This is a genomic window from uncultured Vibrio sp., assembly GCF_947488985.1.
Lineage (GTDB): Bacteria > Pseudomonadota > Gammaproteobacteria > Enterobacterales > Vibrionaceae > Vibrio.
Genome location: NZ_CANLBV010000017.1, coordinates 14,751 through 32,586 on the forward strand (window position 1 = coordinate 14,751; position 17,836 = coordinate 32,586).

10 protein-coding genes and 2 pseudogenes are annotated in these 17,836 nt (G+C 44.3%); 6 read left to right on the plus strand and 6 right to left on the minus strand.

Translation table 11 applies throughout. The features are described from left to right. Window positions 1–593: 593 nt before the first annotated feature. Window positions 594–3,776 carry a ribonuclease E gene (gene rne / locus Q1A70_RS05985; protein WP_299688051.1) on the plus strand — a complete coding sequence of 1,061 codons (3,183 nt, stop codon included), beginning with the start codon at window positions 594–596 and terminating at the stop codon, window positions 3,774–3,776. Between the two features lie 257 nt (window positions 3,777–4,033). Next, on the plus strand, window positions 4,034–5,581 hold the full coding sequence (locus Q1A70_RS05990) for a SulP family inorganic anion transporter (RefSeq protein ID WP_299688048.1): 1,548 nt from the start codon (window positions 4,034–4,036) through the stop codon (window positions 5,579–5,581). Window positions 5,582–5,687: 106 nt separating this feature from the next. Here Q1A70_RS05990 and Q1A70_RS05995 read toward each other — a convergent pair whose 3' ends face one another. Next, window positions 5,688–6,143 carry a low molecular weight protein-tyrosine-phosphatase gene (locus Q1A70_RS05995; RefSeq protein WP_299688045.1) on the minus strand — a complete coding sequence of 152 codons (456 nt, stop codon included), beginning with the start codon at window positions 6,141–6,143 and terminating at the stop codon, window positions 5,688–5,690. 84 nt (window positions 6,144–6,227) lie between these two features. Between Q1A70_RS05995 and cobO the strand changes: the two genes are divergently transcribed. Then, on the plus strand, window positions 6,228–6,833 hold the full coding sequence (gene cobO / locus Q1A70_RS06000) for a cob(I)yrinic acid a,c-diamide adenosyltransferase (RefSeq protein WP_299688042.1): 606 nt from the start codon (window positions 6,228–6,230) through the stop codon (window positions 6,831–6,833). A gap of 333 nt (window positions 6,834–7,166) precedes the next feature. On the opposite strand, the pseudogene Q1A70_RS06005 reads toward cobO, so the two are convergent. The 4 genes and pseudogenes from Q1A70_RS06005 to apbC form a co-directional block, all read right to left on the minus strand. After that, window positions 7,167–8,681 (minus strand): annotated as a pseudogene (locus Q1A70_RS06005) (AsmA family protein); the annotation flags it as partial. Next, window positions 8,670–9,542: pseudogene (locus Q1A70_RS06010) on the minus strand (AsmA family protein); the annotation flags it as partial. The pseudogenes Q1A70_RS06010 and Q1A70_RS06005, both read right to left, overlap by 12 nt. A 100-nt stretch (window positions 9,543–9,642) precedes the next feature. After that, window positions 9,643–10,284 (minus strand): uridine kinase, encoded by a 642-nt coding sequence (gene udk / locus Q1A70_RS06015; protein ID WP_299688039.1) that lies wholly within the window; start codon window positions 10,282–10,284, stop codon window positions 9,643–9,645. A gap of 193 nt (window positions 10,285–10,477) precedes the next feature. After that, window positions 10,478–11,554 (minus strand): iron-sulfur cluster carrier protein ApbC, encoded by a 1,077-nt coding sequence (gene apbC / locus Q1A70_RS06020; protein ID WP_299688036.1) that lies wholly within the window; start codon window positions 11,552–11,554, stop codon window positions 10,478–10,480. 156 nt (window positions 11,555–11,710) lie between these two features. Here apbC and metG point away from each other — a divergent pair, with 156 nt between their 5' ends. Together metG and Q1A70_RS06030 are read left to right on the plus strand one after the other, a co-directional pair. Further along, window positions 11,711–13,771: a methionine--tRNA ligase gene (metG, locus tag Q1A70_RS06025; protein ID WP_299688033.1), complete on the plus strand. Its 2,061-nt coding sequence runs from the start codon at window positions 11,711–11,713 to the stop codon at window positions 13,769–13,771. Window positions 13,772–14,056: 285 nt separating this feature from the next. Next, window positions 14,057–14,536, plus strand: coding sequence for a DUF1456 family protein (locus tag Q1A70_RS06030; protein WP_299688030.1), 480 nt, complete (start codon window positions 14,057–14,059; stop codon window positions 14,534–14,536). Window positions 14,537–14,656: 120 nt separating this feature from the next. Here the strand turns inward: Q1A70_RS06030 and fadR are convergent, their stop codons facing one another. Next, a complete protein-coding gene (gene fadR / locus Q1A70_RS06035) occupies window positions 14,657–15,496 on the minus strand; it encodes a fatty acid metabolism transcriptional regulator FadR (protein WP_299688027.1) in 840 nt (279 codons plus the stop codon). A gap of 628 nt (window positions 15,497–16,124) precedes the next feature. Here fadR and nhaB point away from each other — a divergent pair. Further along, a complete protein-coding gene (gene nhaB, locus Q1A70_RS06040; RefSeq protein WP_299688024.1) occupies window positions 16,125–17,717 on the plus strand; it encodes a Na(+)/H(+) antiporter NhaB in 1,593 nt (530 codons plus the stop codon). Window positions 17,718–17,836 lie beyond the last annotated feature (119 nt).

The following is a 17,836-nucleotide window of genomic DNA, read 5'->3' on the forward strand; positions in this document are numbered from 1 at the left end:
TGATAATTGAGACTTTCTTAGCCCTATCGCCAAGTTATTTATCGACAACCTCTCGTCTTCCACGATCTGATAGCGGGTGAAATTCTATATTTCTTTGATTCTTCGAACAAAAAAGCATCAAGATTCCTGCAAATTAAAATATCAATTGATAAATTATTTATAGACAGTGAGTTAGAGGTATCAAAACTCAAACAAAAAATGTTTTTTTTAGTGCATTCCGACAAAGCAGATTGCTGTGTTTAGCGACCGCTGCTATAGTTCACAGCTGCTAATAATGGTTTGACTAAAATTTAAACAGCCTGCCATTCACAAGCAAGTAAATGAGTAGATAACTCCGATTAGACAGTGCAGCAATTGGCGTAAGACACGGTCATCAGAGCTCCTTATCGCTCTACTCACGTACGCTCATGTTGAGTATTCACCGCCACATCGCGGATCATAGGCTAACTCCCTATGATGACTGACGTGCCCCAGAGCATCCCTCTCCAGCCGGGAGGCTGCACCGATAAAGCCATGGGATCTGGCACCATGAGAAACGAAACAAAGCGATAAGACCAATGATGAAAATAAGAAAAGACAATGAGTATTTCTAAATGAAAAGAATGTTAATTAACGCAACTCAAAAAGAAGAGTTGCGTGTCGCTTTGGTTGATGGACAGCGACTGTTCGATCTAGATATCGAAAGTCCAGGTCACGAGTCAAAGAAAGCGAATATCTACAAAGGACGTATTACCCGTATTGAACCTAGCCTAGAAGCGGCATTTGTTGATTACGGTGCAGAACGTCACGGTTTCCTACCTCTTAAAGAAATTGCCCGCGAATACTTCCCTGAAGGTTATACATACCAAGGCCGTCCTAGCATTAAGGAAGTGCTAAAAGAAGGCCAAGAAGTTATCGTACAAGTTGAGAAAGAAGAGCGTGGTAGCAAAGGTGCTGCACTGACAACTTTCATTTCTTTGGCTGGTAGTTACTTAGTTCTTATGCCTAATAACCCTCGTGCTGGCGGTATTTCTCGTCGTATCGAAGGTGATGAACGCACCCAACTGAAAGCAGCATTAAGCACTCTTGAGCTCCCTCAAGGCATGGGCTTAATCGTGCGTACTGCGGGTGTTGGCAAAAGTGCAGAAGAGCTAGAGTGGGACTTGAACGTTCTGTTGAATCATTGGGGTGCTATCAAGCAAGCCTCTGAGTCCAATGCAGCGCCTTTCCTCATTCACCAAGAAAGTAACGTTATCGTTCGTGCGATTCGTGACTACTTACGTCGTGATATTGGCGAGATTCTAATCGACAGCAACACTATTTTTGAACGTGCTCAGGCGCACATTCAATTAATACGCCCAGATTTCATGAATCGCGTTAAAAAATACGATGGTGAAGTGCCACTATTCAGCCACTACCAGATTGAAAGCCAGATCGAATCTGCTTTCCAACGTGAGGTTCGCCTTCCGTCTGGTGGTTCTATCGTAATCGATCCAACAGAAGCACTGACTTCTATCGATATCAACTCTGCTCGTGCAACAAAGGGCAGCGATATTGAAGAAACAGCGCTTAACACGAACCTAGAGGCAGCGGATGAAATTGCACGTCAGTTGCGTCTACGTGACCTAGGTGGTCTGGTTGTTATCGACTTTATCGATATGACTCCGGTTCGCCACCAGCGCGAAGTAGAAAGCCGTCTACGTGATGCCGTTCGTTTAGATCGCGCACGTGTTCAGATTGGTCGTATTTCTCGCTTTGGTCTTCTAGAGATGTCTCGTCAACGTTTGAGCCCATCTCTAGCAGAAGCAAGCCACCACATTTGTCCTCGTTGTACAGGTACTGGTGTTGTTCGTGATAACGAATCTCTAGCACTGTCTGTTCTACGTTTGATCGAAGAAGAAGCTCTGAAAGACAACACAGCGCAAGTACTTGCTGTTGTGCCTGTGCCAATCGCTTCTTACCTTCTGAACGAAAAACGTCGCTCAGTAAACCACATCGAGAAGAACCAAGAAGTTAAGATCACTGTCGTTCCTAACTCTGACATGGAAACGCCATACTTTGAGGTTATCCGTGTTCGTGAAGGTGAAGAGTTCGACCTACTGTCTTACTTACTGCCTAACAAGTTAGAAGCACTAAAAGAAGCAGAAAGCAAAGAGCCAGCTGAACAGACTATTCGTCCTAAGAAAATCGAAGAACCTGCTCTAAAAGGCTTCGCAGCTCCTGCTCAATCAGCACCAACTCCTGCTCCAGCCCCTAAAGCTGTAGAAGAGAAGGAAGCTGAACCTGCTGCAACTCAAGAACCAGGCCTAATTGGTCGTTTCTTCAAAGCTATCGGTAGCTTCTTATTTGGCTCTTCAACGCAAGAAGAGAAAAAAGAAGAAGAGAAGAAAGAAGAAGAAAAACCTAAAAATAATCGCAACAACGGCAAACGTCAACGCCGTGATCGCAACGATAACCGTCGTCGTAACCAACGTGGTGAGCGTGGCGAACAACGTAGCGAACGTGGTGATAATCGTAACGAAAATCATGACAACAAACGTCGTCGTAAGCCAACTCGTGATGAGAAACCTGAAGAGCAAAAAGAAGTCGCTCCACAGCCAACTCGTCAGCCTCGTAAGCCTAAGCAAGACCGTCGCAATAAGCCACGTGACGAGCAGAAGCAACGCGAAGAGCAAGCTCCATCTAAATTAGCAGAAGAAGGTCTACAGCTCGCGGCAGAAGCTCAAGCTGATAAGCCAGAAGCGCCGAAGGCTAAGCCAGAAGCGAAAGCAGCTAAGATTAAAGAGCGTCGTCAGCGTCGTAAACTGAACAAACAAGTTCGTATTAAAGACCAAAAAGCTCAAACAGAAGCAACAGAAAGCGATCCAAAAGAGCAAGCTGTTGTGAAAAAGGCCTCTGTTACAAAAGAACAATTTGTAGCGAAGGAGCAATCTGTAGCTCAAGAGCAAAAAGTTGCGAAGCAAACTGGCGCAGCTCAAGCAAATAATGAGCAAACAGAACAAGAAGAGCCGAAACAACGCCGTAATCGTCGTTCTCCACGTCACCTACGTGCAAGTGGTCAACGTCGTCGCCGCGGTCGTGATCGTCGCCCTAACCCATTCCGCCTACGTAAAGGTGGAGTAGCATCTCCTGAGATGGCTATGGGTAAAGTGATGCCTCGTTTCATTGCAAAACCTCACCACAAGCAGGCAAAACCTGAAGTGGCTGAAGTACAAGTAGCAGCTGAAGCTCAAACCCCTGTTCAAGAGCAAAATGTTGCTCTAGAGACAGCACCACAAAACAATATAGTGATAACTGGCGGTTTTGCTCGCCCTGAACTTGCTATGGGTAAAGTGATCATCCGCCGTGACGAAGCCGTTATTACTGAAGAAACAGCGACTGAACAAGCCAAGGTTGAAGCTCAGGCAACTGAAGCACCAGCAGCGGTTGAAACTGCACCTATGGTTGTTGAAACTGAAAAAGTAGAAACACCTGTAGTAGCAGAAGCTGTGCAAGCAGATGAAGCAACACCGGTTGTTGAAGCTAAAGCCGCTGATTCTGATGCTCCTAAAGCTGAAAGTGTGAAGATTGAAGAAGCACCTGCTGTAAAAGCACAAGCTCCTAAAGCTACACCGAAGGCGGCAGTTGCTAAGAAGCAAGCGGGTTCACCAATGACGAAAGCTCCTGGTCCACAAGAGATCAAAGAGATTGAGGTTGTTGCTGCTCCGTTCCGCGCTGAGCGCTTTGCTTCGAAAGGAGCAGGCAGTCAATCAGCGTCGAATAAAGCTGGCGCTGGCATGACTAAGCCTAACTACTAGTGTTTATTCATAGTTAATCATAAGTCAATTGAATCAAAGGCTGCTTTTAAAGCAGCCTTTTTCATATCTAATAACTAAATGAAAATTAACAAACATTTTACAAAAACTTAGCTTCAACCTTGAACTTAGTCACATTATTGCGTAGCATTCGGGCACTTGTCTTTTCGACACATCACTATTGCTGCTTTTTTCCATCACTGTTTAGCTACGCAATACACTCGTGTCGGTAAATCCACCTTAAGCATAGCTGAGCAAACATGTTCGAATTCCCACAATTTTCAAAGCTCTCTGTAAAGAATGACGTGCTTTCAGGCCTTACCGTAGCCCTAGCTCTGGTACCAGAAGCCGTTGCATTCGCCTTTGTCGCTGGCGTTGATCCTATGGTCGGCCTTTACGCAGCATTCATCGTTGGTCTTATCACCTCAATTTTTGGCGGCCGCCCAGGTATGATCTCAGGGGCAACTGGTGCTATGGCCGTGGTCATGGTCAGCCTCGTCACGAGCCATGGTGTGCAATACCTATTTGCGGCCATTATGTTGGCTGGCCTTTTGCAAATTGCAGCTGGCGTATTCAAACTGGGTAAATTTATCCGCATCGTTCCACATCCAGTCATGATTGGTTTCGTCAATGGCTTAGCTATCGTTATTTTCTTAGCCCAGCTTGGGCAGTTTAAAGCACCAGATGTAACGGGTACATTAACTTGGTTACCGAGCAGTCAAATGACATTAATGCTAGGTTTAGTCGCCCTTACCATGGCGATTATCCACTTCCTACCTAAGCTAACAACGGCAGTACCCTCTTCATTGGTTGCTATCGTGACAGTGACCGCTTTGGTAGTCGGCCTTGATCTAGAAACCCGCACTGTTGTTGACTTCTTACGTGCAATGTCTGGTGATGAAGCAGCAACACTCGCAGGCTCTCTACCAACGTTCTCAATTCCAGTTGTCCCGTTTAACCTAGAGACGCTCTATATCATCTTACCTTACGCAGTGATCCTTGCAGCGATTGGGCTAATCGAATCACTACTGACTCTGACGGTACTTGATGAGATGACCAATACGCGTGGTCAATCCAATCGTGAATGTGTGGGGCAAGGTATGGCTAACGTCACCTGTTCAGTATTTGGTGCTATGGGTGGCTGTGCGATGATCGGTCAATCGATGATCAACGTAAACTCAGGTGGCCGTGGTCGCCTTTCAGGTATCGTAGCGGCAGTTGCATTGCTGATGTTCATCCTATTCGGTTCTGCACTGATTGAAATGATCCCTCTAGCAGCACTGGTGGGCGTGATGTTCATGGTCGTTATCGGTACCTTTGAATGGGCAACCTTCAAGCTTGCACGCCGTGTCCCTAAACAAGACTTCTTCGTTATTGTTCTGGTGACGGTAGTCACTGTCATGACTGATCTTGCAGTGGCAGTATTTGTCGGTGTAATTGCCTCTGCATTAATGTTCGCATGGCAACACGCGAAGCACATCTATGCCGACACTTGTATCAACGAAGCGGGCTCCAAAGAGTACAAAGTAAACGGCCCAATCTTCTTCGGTTCAACGGCTAACTTCCTTGAGCTGTTTAACGCACATGAAGATCCACAGGATGTTATCGTCGATTTCGCTAACTCACGTGTAACAGACCACTCAGCGATTGAAGCGATTGACACAATTGCTGAACGTTACGCTACACAAGGTAAAACGCTGCACCTACGCCACCTAAGCCAAGACTGTGTTGCTATGCTACACAAAGCCGGTAGCTTAGTAGAGGCAAACGTAGCAGAAGACCCAATCTACAAAGTAATGTCTAAGTAATCTTAGCCATTACTTTACGCTAGATTCAGAAAGGCCGACATTGAATGTCGGCCTTTTTTTTATATCGTAAACCTTTAAATCAGAGCGCCCAACTGCGAACCTAGCCTCAATGCGACAATGAATTCAGTAGCGCTTCGCTAGACGCTTCAATTATGTCCAACACCAACTCAAAACCATTTCCCTCACCATAATAGGGATCGGGGATCTCTTGATAGTCTGACTCGCCAAAACTCAAAAATAACGCAAGCTTATAATGTAAGTGGGTTGGGCACTGGCTCATTAAGTCATCTAAATTCGCCTTATCTGCCGCCAGTATCAAGTCAAACTCTTGAAAGTCATTGCTCACTATTTTACGGGAAGTAATTCCTTTAAAGCTGTAACCGCGCTTCTCACCCGCGGATTTAGAACGTGGATCAGGAGGGTTACCTTGATGAAAGCCAATCGTCCCCGCAGAGTCGACCACAACGTCAATATCCAGTTGTCGCGCTTTCTTCCTTAGCACTGCTTCACCTGTTGGCGAACGGCAAATATTCCCCATACAAACCACGAGTATCTTTTTCATCCCTAATCACCTGTTCTAACAATGGTTTTTGCTATCGTTAACTTAGGCTATGATAAGCGCAATCACAACTTAAAAGGATTTGTTATGTTGAGCGAAGACAACAAAGAACAACGCCACAGAGCAAGACAACAGAAAGTAAAAGAGCAAGTCGATGCACGTGTCGCAGCAGCGCAAGAGGTCAAAGGCCTATTGCTGGTCATCACTGGCAACGGGAAAGGGAAATCAACATCCGGTTTCGGTACCATTACGCGTGCGGTCGGCCACGGGAAAAAATGTGCCGTCGCTCAGTTTGTAAAAGGAACATGGGATAACGGAGAAAAGAATGTTCTCCAAAAACTCGATGTAGAGTTCCAGGTGATGGGTACCGGCTTTACGTGGGAAACTCAAAACAAGGCTCAAGATATCGAAGCCGCACAGCGCGTATGGAAAGAGTGCCAACGCATGTTAGCCGATGAGTCGATTGATGTGATTCTGTTTGATGAACTCACTTACATGGTGAGCTACGGCTACATAGAACTGGATGAAGTGGTAGAAGCTCTGAACAAGCGTCCGAAAATGCAATCCGTGATCATTACAGGCCGTGGAGCACACCGCACTTTAACGGATATGGCCGATACAGTGTCTGAGGTCCGTAATGTGAAGCACGCTTTCGAATCGGGTGTTAAAGCGCTAAAAGGCGTTGACTGGTAATCGCATTTAACCAGAGGTCCCCGACTCGGTCATTCTTCCCTCTCGAAGATGATAACCACTAGGCCGTTACGCTCTTGAACAAAGGACGACGGCCTGTCGTCATTTCCTAGAACGAGGAACGAGTGTCATAGGGAATCTCTTTAATAGCGAGACTCTAAAAGTAAGCACTGATGCATCTACGCTTCCCTCGCGAGGGCGAATACCTGTCGTCATTCCCTAGAGCGAGGAACGAGTGTCATAGGGAATCTCTCTCAGGTATTATCGAAGCCAAAATAAAAAGCGCCATTCCTACAACAGGAATGGCGCTTTATTCATTTTCAAATGAGATGAAGATTAGTTAAACAGGCCTTTTAGTAAGCCGTTGACTGCTTCTCTTGTTTTCTCATCCTTGATCTTGTCGCCATACTTCTCGTCGAGTTTTTCGATACCGCGATCTATCTCTTTCTGTGCTTTTTGTTTCAACACATCATCAAAAACCAGCGCAAATTTCGGGGCAGCCCACTGGCCAGTTACCTTAATTGGGATAGTCACATCTTTCAGATCGTCGATACTCTTACCGCCCTGACCTTCAAGTGAACCCACAATTGATGTACGCACAAGGAAGTCGACGGTTTCATTGATGAAATTCGCTTTGCCTTCCCCTGCCACACGTAACAGAGGTGACTGCGCCGACAAATTATTCGTTGAAACCCAACCTTTATCCACTTTCAGTGTCGCTTTCATCGCACTGAAGTCAGTTTTTTGAGATTCAGTTGTATTTTCAACTTTCTCACCTTTGATTTTAGCGTAGTTGTCACGAATGAGTTGCGCGACGTTGATACCATTAACCGCACCGTCTTCAAAATTTATCGCGATGGTACCCACTAAGTTGTTCTTGATGCCTGTCGGTGTCAAGCTTACCCCTTTAACATTCACATCGATGTTGCCCGTGCCTTCCAGCATATCGTTAGCTGCCACATCGATAAGTAAGGGTTGAACTTTGACACCTTTGATTTTTTTGATCGCCGTGTAAGTCGCTGGTGTTTTACGAGCATCGAGCTTAGCCGTTGCTGAAATCGACCCATCATAAAGGTTCGATGTGAACGAGGTGAGTTCAGCGATACCACGATTGACAGAGAATGCCGCTTTGACGTTCTGCATTTTCGCATTGCTCGCCTTAAGCTTATCAATTGTGATGTCACCTTTCACATCTAACGTTGTTAGTGATGACAGATCCGGTTCTGTTTCTTTTGCAGGTGCTGAATCGCCCGTATTTGACGTTGAACCACCAGCTGACTCTGAAGGTGCTGTGCTTGCAGTTCCCGCTGTGTCCCCTAAACCTAAGAATTCATCTAAATCGATGTTAGGGCTATGAAGAGAAAAACGAACCTTGGGTATTTCAGATAAGGTGATGCCTGCTTTACCGTCTAGTGCAATAGCGTTTGCCTGCAATTTCTCTAACACAAAACTCAAATGACTCTTGGTAAGATCAAAGCTTAGCTCTGACAGCATATCGACTTTCATTGGAGACTGGGGAAGCGTATCCCCTTTGAAAGTTGAATCGAGCGTCAGTTGGTTTAAGGCAACTTTTGACATCGCGCTATCAACCATGAGTTCACTACCGCCTTTCAGATCAAGGTCAAGATCTGCAGCTTTACCTTTCACTGCAAATGACAGCTTGTTCGTTCTATCAAATGCAAATCCGTCTAATGTCACTTTAGCGTTTTCAATCAGCGTCGCACCATCACTAAAGCTAGCCGATAGGTCAACATTCGCGAGTTCATACTGAGTTAAGTCCTGCGACAGCTTAAACTCCGTATCCCCCTGTGCAGAAAAGACCTGCTGTGCGTTCTTTCCTTTTACAGAAAAGTTCAGCGCATTCATTCGATCAAATGCGAAACCATCAAGCACTAATTTTGCTTGCTCAACGACTAGCGGGCCATCACTAAAACTCGCATCTAGGTTCACATTTCGCAGCTCATACTCTTTAAAGCCTTCAGACAACTTAAACTCTGCACTGCCTTCTGTGACAAATTTTTGTTTGTTTTTTTCACCTTTTGCAGCAAAGTTAGCCGTCGTCCATGTTTGAATGGCAAACTTAGATAGGTTAAGTGATACATCATAAAGCTTAGTGAAACTGTCATTCTTACGATCTTGAATTTCAACCGCAGCGTTAGAAATTGTCACTCCAGCTAGATTGATTGCCCACGCAGCTGTTTCAGGCTCCTGCGTATTCACTTGTTGCGTTGAGTCACTTGCCTGAACTGTTGGTGTCGCTGTTTCTGTCCCACCTTCTGGTTGTGTTTCATCCGCAGCCAGTGCTTGAGATTGTTTCGTCGTCAGTGCATCAATATTCTGGCGACCATCTTTGAGTGTCTCGAGCGAGAATTCCGCACCATCTAGTGTAATATTGCCAATTTCCAACTGTTGACTGAACAGCGGCATAACCGACACATCAATACCAACAGTATCGACTTTGAACATGTTCTGATTGGTAAAGCCTTCTGGGTTACGAAGCTCAGTTTTTCCCACTTCAAAGCCAATGGATGGGAAGAGTTGCCAGCTGATATCACCTTCCATCACCAGTTCTAGGCCTGTGTATTTTTGGGCTTGTTCGACAATTAGTGGCTTAAATTGGTTGGGATTAACTAACAGCACTAATGCCAGGATTGCTGCAATGACAACAAATACTGGTACGGCTATGAAAATGAGTAGTTTCTTCATCCGCATATTCCTTTCTTAGATTCCAAAAGAAAGTGGCACTATAAAAGTGCCACTGATTCGATAAAAAATAAAGCTAAGTGAGTCACTTAGGCAGAATTTTATTCGATTAAGACTTCAACAACTTGGCAATGTGCGCTTTTAGCACATCAATCGCAATACGGTTTTTACCACCACGTGGAACGATGATGTCTGCGTGTTGTTTTGAAGGCTCGATAAACTGCATGAACATTGGACGTACGGTTTCTTGATACTGCTTGAGTACGGTATCCATGGTACGACCACGCTCTTCTACATCACGCTTAACACGACGAAGTAGACAGATGTCTAATGGTGTATCCATAAACACACTAGCATGCATCAGGTTACGAAGACGTGGGTCTGTTAGAAGCAGAATACCTTCCAAAATGATCACTTTCTTAGGGGTAAGTGTAGTCGTTTCAGAAGTACGTGTGTGCTCGGTGTAGCTGTACTCAGGAACTTCTACTGCTTTACCACTCATCAACTGCTGCAAATGGTCACATAACAGATCGTGATCAAGTGCATTTGGGTGATCGTAGTTAGTTTTAACACGCTCTTCCATGCTCAAGTGACTTTGGTCGCTGTAATAGCAATCTTCCGTGATAACACCAATTTGATGGTCGCCTACTTTTTCGCGCAGCTCATTATAAATCGTACTAGCAATCAGGCTTTTTCCAGAAGCTGAAGCGCCTGCGATACCTACGATGACACATTGATTATTATCAGACATTATTTTGCACCCGATATGGTTTGGTGGTGGGAAGAGATAAACCGCGTAATTATAGGGGCTAACGCACATAGATTCTAGTCGACATACAGGCTAATTACCGTCAAATGAATGATCTCAATACATTTAACGAAGATAATCATGCCTATCCCACAGCTTCACTACAACGACTTGCAGATCCCCATCAATACTCGTTCTAGTCGACCATTGAAAAGTTAATCGCTTCCGGCCTTGCTTTGCCTGTCCAGAACATTTTCGCAGCCACATTTTCAGCCAGCTCTAGATAGTGGCGCGTATGTTCACTATCAGGGCGACGAATCACGGTTGGGCAACCAGCATCAATGTCTTTACGTACATCAATATGAAGCGGAATCTGCGCTAAGATATCGAGGTAGAACTCTTCCGACATGGCTTCAGCACCACCCGCACCAAAGATATGCTCTTTCTCACCACAGTGGCTACAAATATGGTAGCTCATGTTTTCGACTAAACCAGCTACTGGCACACGCACTTTATCAAACATCGCAACGCCTTTACGCGCATCTGCTAATGCCAAATCTTGAGGTGTAGTCACCACGACAGCGCCTGTCACTGGGATCTGTTGTGATAATGTCAGCTGAATATCACCGGTGCCCGGCGGCATATCGATAACAAGATAATCCAACTCAGGCCATACGGTTTCATTAACAAGCTGACCTAGAGCCTTCGCCGCCATAGGACCACGCCAGATTGCTGCGTCGTCTTTCGACACCAGATAACCAATCGAGTGGGTAAAAATGCCATGCGCCTCGATTGGCATCATCCACTTATTGTTCTGTACTTCGGGCGTTGCGTCTAATTGGCCGAGCATCATTGGTACAGAAGGGCCATAGATATCGGCATCCAATAAACCCACTTTTGAACCAGACTTAGATAAAGCCAAAGCAAGGTTGACTGAAGTGGTCGATTTGCCCACCCCACCCTTTGCCGATGTCACGGCAATGATGTTCTTCACACCCTTCAATGGTGTCGCAACCGTGGTTTCTAACGCAGACGGCTTCACCTTCACTTCAAATTGGAAGACACTCACAAGCTTTTGCTCAATCTGAGCATTAATCCAATCTTCAATATCAACAGCAAGCTGGTTGGCAGCGAAAGGCAAGGTAATAACAAACAATCCGCGGGGATCAACAGAGACGATATTTTGGTGTAGCGCCCACTCTGGGGTGAGGATTGGTGATTCAAACTCATTCAACCATGAACAGAAATCTTGCTTCGAAGTAAATTTATGCATTGGGGCTCCTTTTTTATTTATGCTATCACCCACGAGATGAAGACTGAACCCCTAAAAAACTAAGGGAATCCTTGACCTGATAACTTGGCGTATCTCACGTTATAAAGTAGTATTACAAATCAAATTTATACCTATCAACAAAGCGAATTATTAAGTATGGCAACTGATCCAAGAAAACTTTTGGTAACTTGTGCGCTTCCGTACGCTAACGGCTCAATTCACCTTGGTCATATGCTTGAGCATATTCAAGCGGATATCTGGGTTCGATACCAGCGTCTACGTGGTAACACTGTAAACTTCATCTGTGCTGACGATGCTCACGGCACGCCAATTATGCTTAAAGCTCAACAGATGGGTATCACACCAGAAGAGATGATCGCTGCTGTTAGTGAAGAGCACCAAAAAGACTTCGCTGGCTTTGATATCAGCTTTGATAACTACCACAGCACACACAGCGATGAGAACCGTGAACTGGCTTCTCAAATCTACCTAGAACTTAAAAAGAACGGCTTCATTTCTAGCCGCACTATTTCTCAGCTTTTCGATCCTGAGAAAGAGATGTTCCTACCTGACCGCTTCGTAAAAGGAACTTGCCCTAAGTGTAAGTCAGAAGATCAGTATGGTGATAACTGTGATAATTGTGGTGAGACATACAGCCCAACGGAGCTGATTAACCCTAAATCAGCGGTTTCTGGCGCAACCCCAGTAATGAAAGACTCTGAGCACTTCTTCTTCGACTTACCTCAGTTCGAAAGCATGCTGAAAGAGTGGACTCGTTCAGGCTCTCTGCAATCAGAGACAGCAAACAAGATGCAAGAGTGGTTCGAGTCGGGTCTGCAACAGTGGGATATTTCACGCGATGCTCCTTACTTTGGCTTTGAGATCCCAGGTGAAAAGAACAAATTTTTCTACGTATGGCTCGATGCTCCTGTCGGTTATATGGCGTCATTCAAGAACCTATGTAACAAAACAGAAGGCTTGGATTTCGACGAATACTGGAAGAAAGACAGCACTACAGAGCTTTATCACTTCATCGGTAAAGACATCGTTTACTTCCACAGCCTATTCTGGCCAGCAATGCTAGACGGCGCGGGTTTCCGTAAGCCAAACAACGTATTTGTACACGGTTACGTAACGGTGAACGGCGCGAAGATGTCTAAGTCGAAAGGCACATTCATCAAAGCAAGTACGTACCTAAACCACCTAGACCCTGAGTGTCTTCGTTACTACTACGCTGCTAAGCTAAACAGCCGTATCGATGATTTAGACCTTAACCTTGAAGACTTCACTCAACGTGTAAACGCTGATGTAGTCAACAAGATTGTTAACCTAGCTTCTCGTAACGCTGGCTTCATCACTAAGCGTTTTGAAGGCAAGCTTGCTGCTGAATTTGCAGAACCAGAACTTTACAACGAATTCGTTGCTGCTGCTGAGCGTATCGGTGAGCTATACGAAACTCGTGAATTCAGCCGTGCTATCCGTGAAATCACGGCACTAGCAGACAAAGCTAACCAGTACATCGACGAAAAAGCACCTTGGGTTCTTGCAAAGGAAGAAGGCAAAGAAGCAGAGCTTCAACAAGTATCTTCTGTCGGTATTAACCTATTCCGCGTACTGATGGCTTACCTGAAACCAGTGATGCCAGAGCTTGCAGCTCGCACTGAGGCTTTCCTAAACGAAGAGCTAACGTGGGAAGCGATTGCGACTCCGCTAACTGATCACGAGATCACTAAGTTCAAAGCGCTATTCAGCCGTATTGACCCTAAGAAAGTGGAAGCAATGGTTGAGTCTTCTAAAGAAGATGCAGCCGCTGAAGCAGCAGCGAAAGAGAAAGCAGAAGCTGAAAGAGAACAAGCAAGCCAAACTGAGCTAGACAAAGAGCCAATCGCAGACGAGATTGAGTTCGATGCCTTTGCTGCAGTAGACATGCGTATTGCTCGTATCATCTCTTGTGAAGAAGTACCAAAAGCGAACAAACTACTTAAGTTCCAATTGGACATCGGTGGTGAGACTCGCCAAGTATTCTCTGGCATCAAATCAGCATACAAACCTGAAGAGCTAGAAGGCAAGCTAACCGTAATGGTAGCTAACCTAAAACCTCGTAAGATGAAGTTTGGTATGTCTGAAGGCATGATCCTGGCAGCTGGCCCTGGCGGCAGCGACCTATGGATCCTTGAGCCACACGAAGGTGCTCAACCTGGTATGCGTGTAATGTAATTCTGGCTCAAGTCAGATAACAAACACTGATAACGAAATCCCTAATGCACTTTTAGCTTAAAAGAGTTAATAGACATTGGGGATTTTTTATATCTACCGAAAATAAGCGTTCTCTGTTAGAGTCGCCGTCAACTATGCTAAGTAGAGCACCTCATCGTTTATCTACGCCAGCTTTTATCGAGATCAATGTTTATCGATGACAATATTTGTAGATAGCAATATTTTCAGATGACAGTACGCCGATAAAATTAGCTTTACTCTCCAAACCCTCTTTAGGAATTCTCAGTGACTAACAACGAAATCTTGCGTCGTATTCAACACGCACTAAACCTTAAAAACGCACAAATCATCAAAGCGATTGAGCAAGCTGATGTGACCGTTGCTCATGACCAAGTGATTAACTGGCTAAAAGATGACAACGACAAGTCATGCTCTAAGATGAAAGATAAAGAGTTAGCGGTATTCCTAAATGGTTTCATCAACCTGAAGCGTGGCAAAAAGGAAGGCGAGCAACCTAAACCTGAAGTTGCACTGACGAACAACATGATTTTCATGAAGCTTCGTATCGCATTAAACATGAAAGCTGAAGATGTTTTGGACATACTAGAAGTCGTTGGCATTAGCTTGAGCAAGTACGAAATCGGCGCTTACTTTCGCAAACCAGAAAACAAAAACTACAAAGTGTGTGAAGACCAACTGCTTTGTGATTTCCTAAATGGTGTTCAGTTTACTAACCGTCCAGATTCAGAAGAGTTCGTGGCTTAAGTTATTAAGCCACTCTAGCAAAATACAAAGCTCTAGTGAAATACAAAAGCGGCGAGATAATTGAATTATCTCGCCGCTTTTTCTTTGTTCTTACTTTAGAGACTGACTAAGTTAAAAGGATTAGCTGTCGTCTTCAGTAAAGTTCGTTGGCAACGTCGTTTTCATTTCATTCCAAACCTGCGCGCTTGCAATGCCGTAGTTACGGATCACCAATGGCAAGTTTTCACGCTGGCCGCTCTCACAAATAACGAACAGCTCTTTATAGAAATCCATCGCTAAACGTCTTGCTTCTGGGTTAGAGAAGTAGTAGCTACCAATACGATCGTACAGTTTACGTACACCGTTAAAAATCAGGCCATAAATTTGGTTGCCGGAATGGAACGCTAAGCGTTGGAAAAGCATGTAATCATAGAAGTTGAACGTCTTCGCAATTAAGATCGTCTGGCGCCTTACTTCATCTTTCTCTGAGTCAACTTTTACCGCTTGTTTAATTTTATCAGCATAAGGAGATGACTCTAAGAATTCATCCCAGCTGGGTGCTGTCAGCAGCGCTTCACAAGACTCAATCACGTTAGAGATCGTACGCTCTGAAGCTTCCTTATTCGCTTTGAATGCATAACGCATAAAGATCGGGCTGATATTAGTACGAGCAGCAAGTAGGTCTTCGACCATTTTGCTTGCGTTATCAACGTCAAGCGTCATCAGTGTATCAAGGATATGAAGGCCTGAAGTCTCCATAAACTGGTTAACTTTCGTAGGTTTACCGTGCTGGATAGTCAACCAACCATCACGAGCAAGACGCTGAAGAACTTCACGTAATGTTGTGCGGGTTACGCCAATTAATTCAGAAAGCTCACGCTCTGCGGGTAAAATTGAGCCAGGGGGAAAACGGCCGTTCCAAATACTTTCAATAATATACTTTTCTGCAAAGCCTGCCGGGCTCTTCGCCTTAATGACCATCTACAATCCAATCTATTTACTTTATTTTAATTAACTCATCATACCACTAGTCTCACCTAGCTGAAACACTTCAAAAACTTTACTCACACAAACCAATTGTAGAGCGAAAACTCTAAATAATTATGGCCGTTTTTATTTTACATATTGGAACTTAACCACTAAAAACCATCAATTAATCCATTCTTGCAAGCACTATAATCCAATAAAAATCAACACTATAACTGTTAATTTCAACAAGCTAAAATTGCAACGTTTGATTCCAATAATGATATGTAAATGCATACTATTATGTTTATTTCAGTCATTTCATTGAAATATTGATTCTAGTCGGTTTTTTATCACACTTTAGTGGTATGCTTGCGCTACTTTGATCGCGTTTCTTAACAAAAAAGATGTATTTTTAGGACTATATGAGTTTTCTTGTTGACTAAATGTTGTCTAGTAGTAAAGTTTCGTTCAAATAAGCAGTGCTTGAGTATCTAAGGAAGTGACTTAGCAAGACCACAGAACATTGCATGGAATGTTGTTTTTCTAAGTGACTGTTAGTTATAACGAAATAAGTCTATAACTCGATTCTCAATCATGTTGTATTGCTTTCTATTCATAATCAACATAAAAGAGTATTAACATGCCGATGTCTCTCGGAAACGCTTTTATCAAAAACTTCCTTGGTAAAGCTCCTGATTGGTATAAACTTGCCATCATTTCCTTTTTGATCATAAACCCGTTTGTTTTCTTCCTAGTTGACCCATTCATCGCGGGTTGGTTATTGGTGGTTGAATTTATTTTCACCTTGGCAATGGCTCTAAAATGCTATCCTCTTCAACCCGGTGGTCTATTGGCTATTGAAGCCATTGCGATTGGCATGACCAAACCTGAAATGGTATACCACGAACTCCAAGCAAACCTACCCGTATTACTTTTATTGGTGTTTATGGTTGCTGGTATCTACTTCATGAAACAGCTTCTGCTGTTCATTTTCACTAAGATACTCCTTGGTATCCAATCTAAAATTTTACTGTCTGTCGCTTTCTGTATCGCCGCAGCCTTCCTGTCCGCTTTCCTAGATGCTCTTACGGTCATTGCCGTGGTTATCAGCGTTGCTGTCGGCTTCTACTCTATTTACCACAAAGTAGCATCAGGCAAAGGCTCGACATCGTCACACGACCATACTGATGATGAAGAAATATCAGAGTTAACCCGTGACGATTTAGAAGACTACCGTGCCTTCTTGCGCTCATTGCTGATGCATGCAGGCGTTGGTACAGCACTCGGTGGTGTAATGACCATGGTCGGTGAGCCACAAAACTTAGTGATTGCCAAGCAAGCAGGATGGGAGTTCGGTGAGTTTATTCTTCGTATGCTACCCGTGACTCTCCCTGTATTCATTTGCGGTATTCTAACTTGTGTATTAGTCGAAAAATTCAAGATATTTGGCTATGGTGCTAAGTTGCCGAATAGCGTTCGCCAAATCTTGGTTGAATTCGATAACAAAGAACGAGCAAACCGTACTAAACAAGATGTTGCAAAGCTTTGGGTTCAAGGGGCGATCGCCGTTTGGCTGATTGTTGGTCTTGCACTTCACGTTGCTGAAGTAGGCTTGATTGGCCTTTCAGTGATCATCTTAGCAACCGCGTTTACTGGTGTTATCGAAGAGCATTCAATGGGGAAAGCCTTTGAAGAAGCTCTACCATTCACAGCACTTCTAGCGGTCTTTTTTGCAGTTGTAGCGGTGATCATCGAACAATCCCTATTCAAACCCGTGATCGATGCAGTACTGCACGTTGAAGATAAAGGCGCACAGCTTGCGCTATTTTACATTGCCAACGGTATCTTATCGATGGTTTCAGATAACGTGTTTGTTGGTACGGTCTACATTAACGAAGTGAAAACTGCATTGGTTGAGGGAGTGATTACTCGTGATCAATTCGACCTTCTTGCTGTCGCTATCAACACAGGTACAAACCTACCTTCGGTTGCTACACCGAACGGACAAGCTGCATTCCTATTCCTATTGACGTCAGCACTTGCACCGCTAATCCGACTCTCTTACGGTCGTATGGTTTTCATGGCTTTACCATATACCATTGTCTTAGCACTTGTAGGGCTTGCCGGTATTGAATTCTTTGTTGAACCAGTGACAACATGGTTCTATAACGCTGGTTGGGTCATTCAGTATACCGGTGAAGTTATGGCGCCAATGATGTCTAGCGGTCACTGATTCACGGCGTGTTGCATAAGTGTATCTAATTAATAAAAAATAATAGTTGATTAGGAAACTTATCCAAGATAAAAAGCTCTGAGTATTCAGGGCTTTTTTATTTTCATAGACAGGATCGA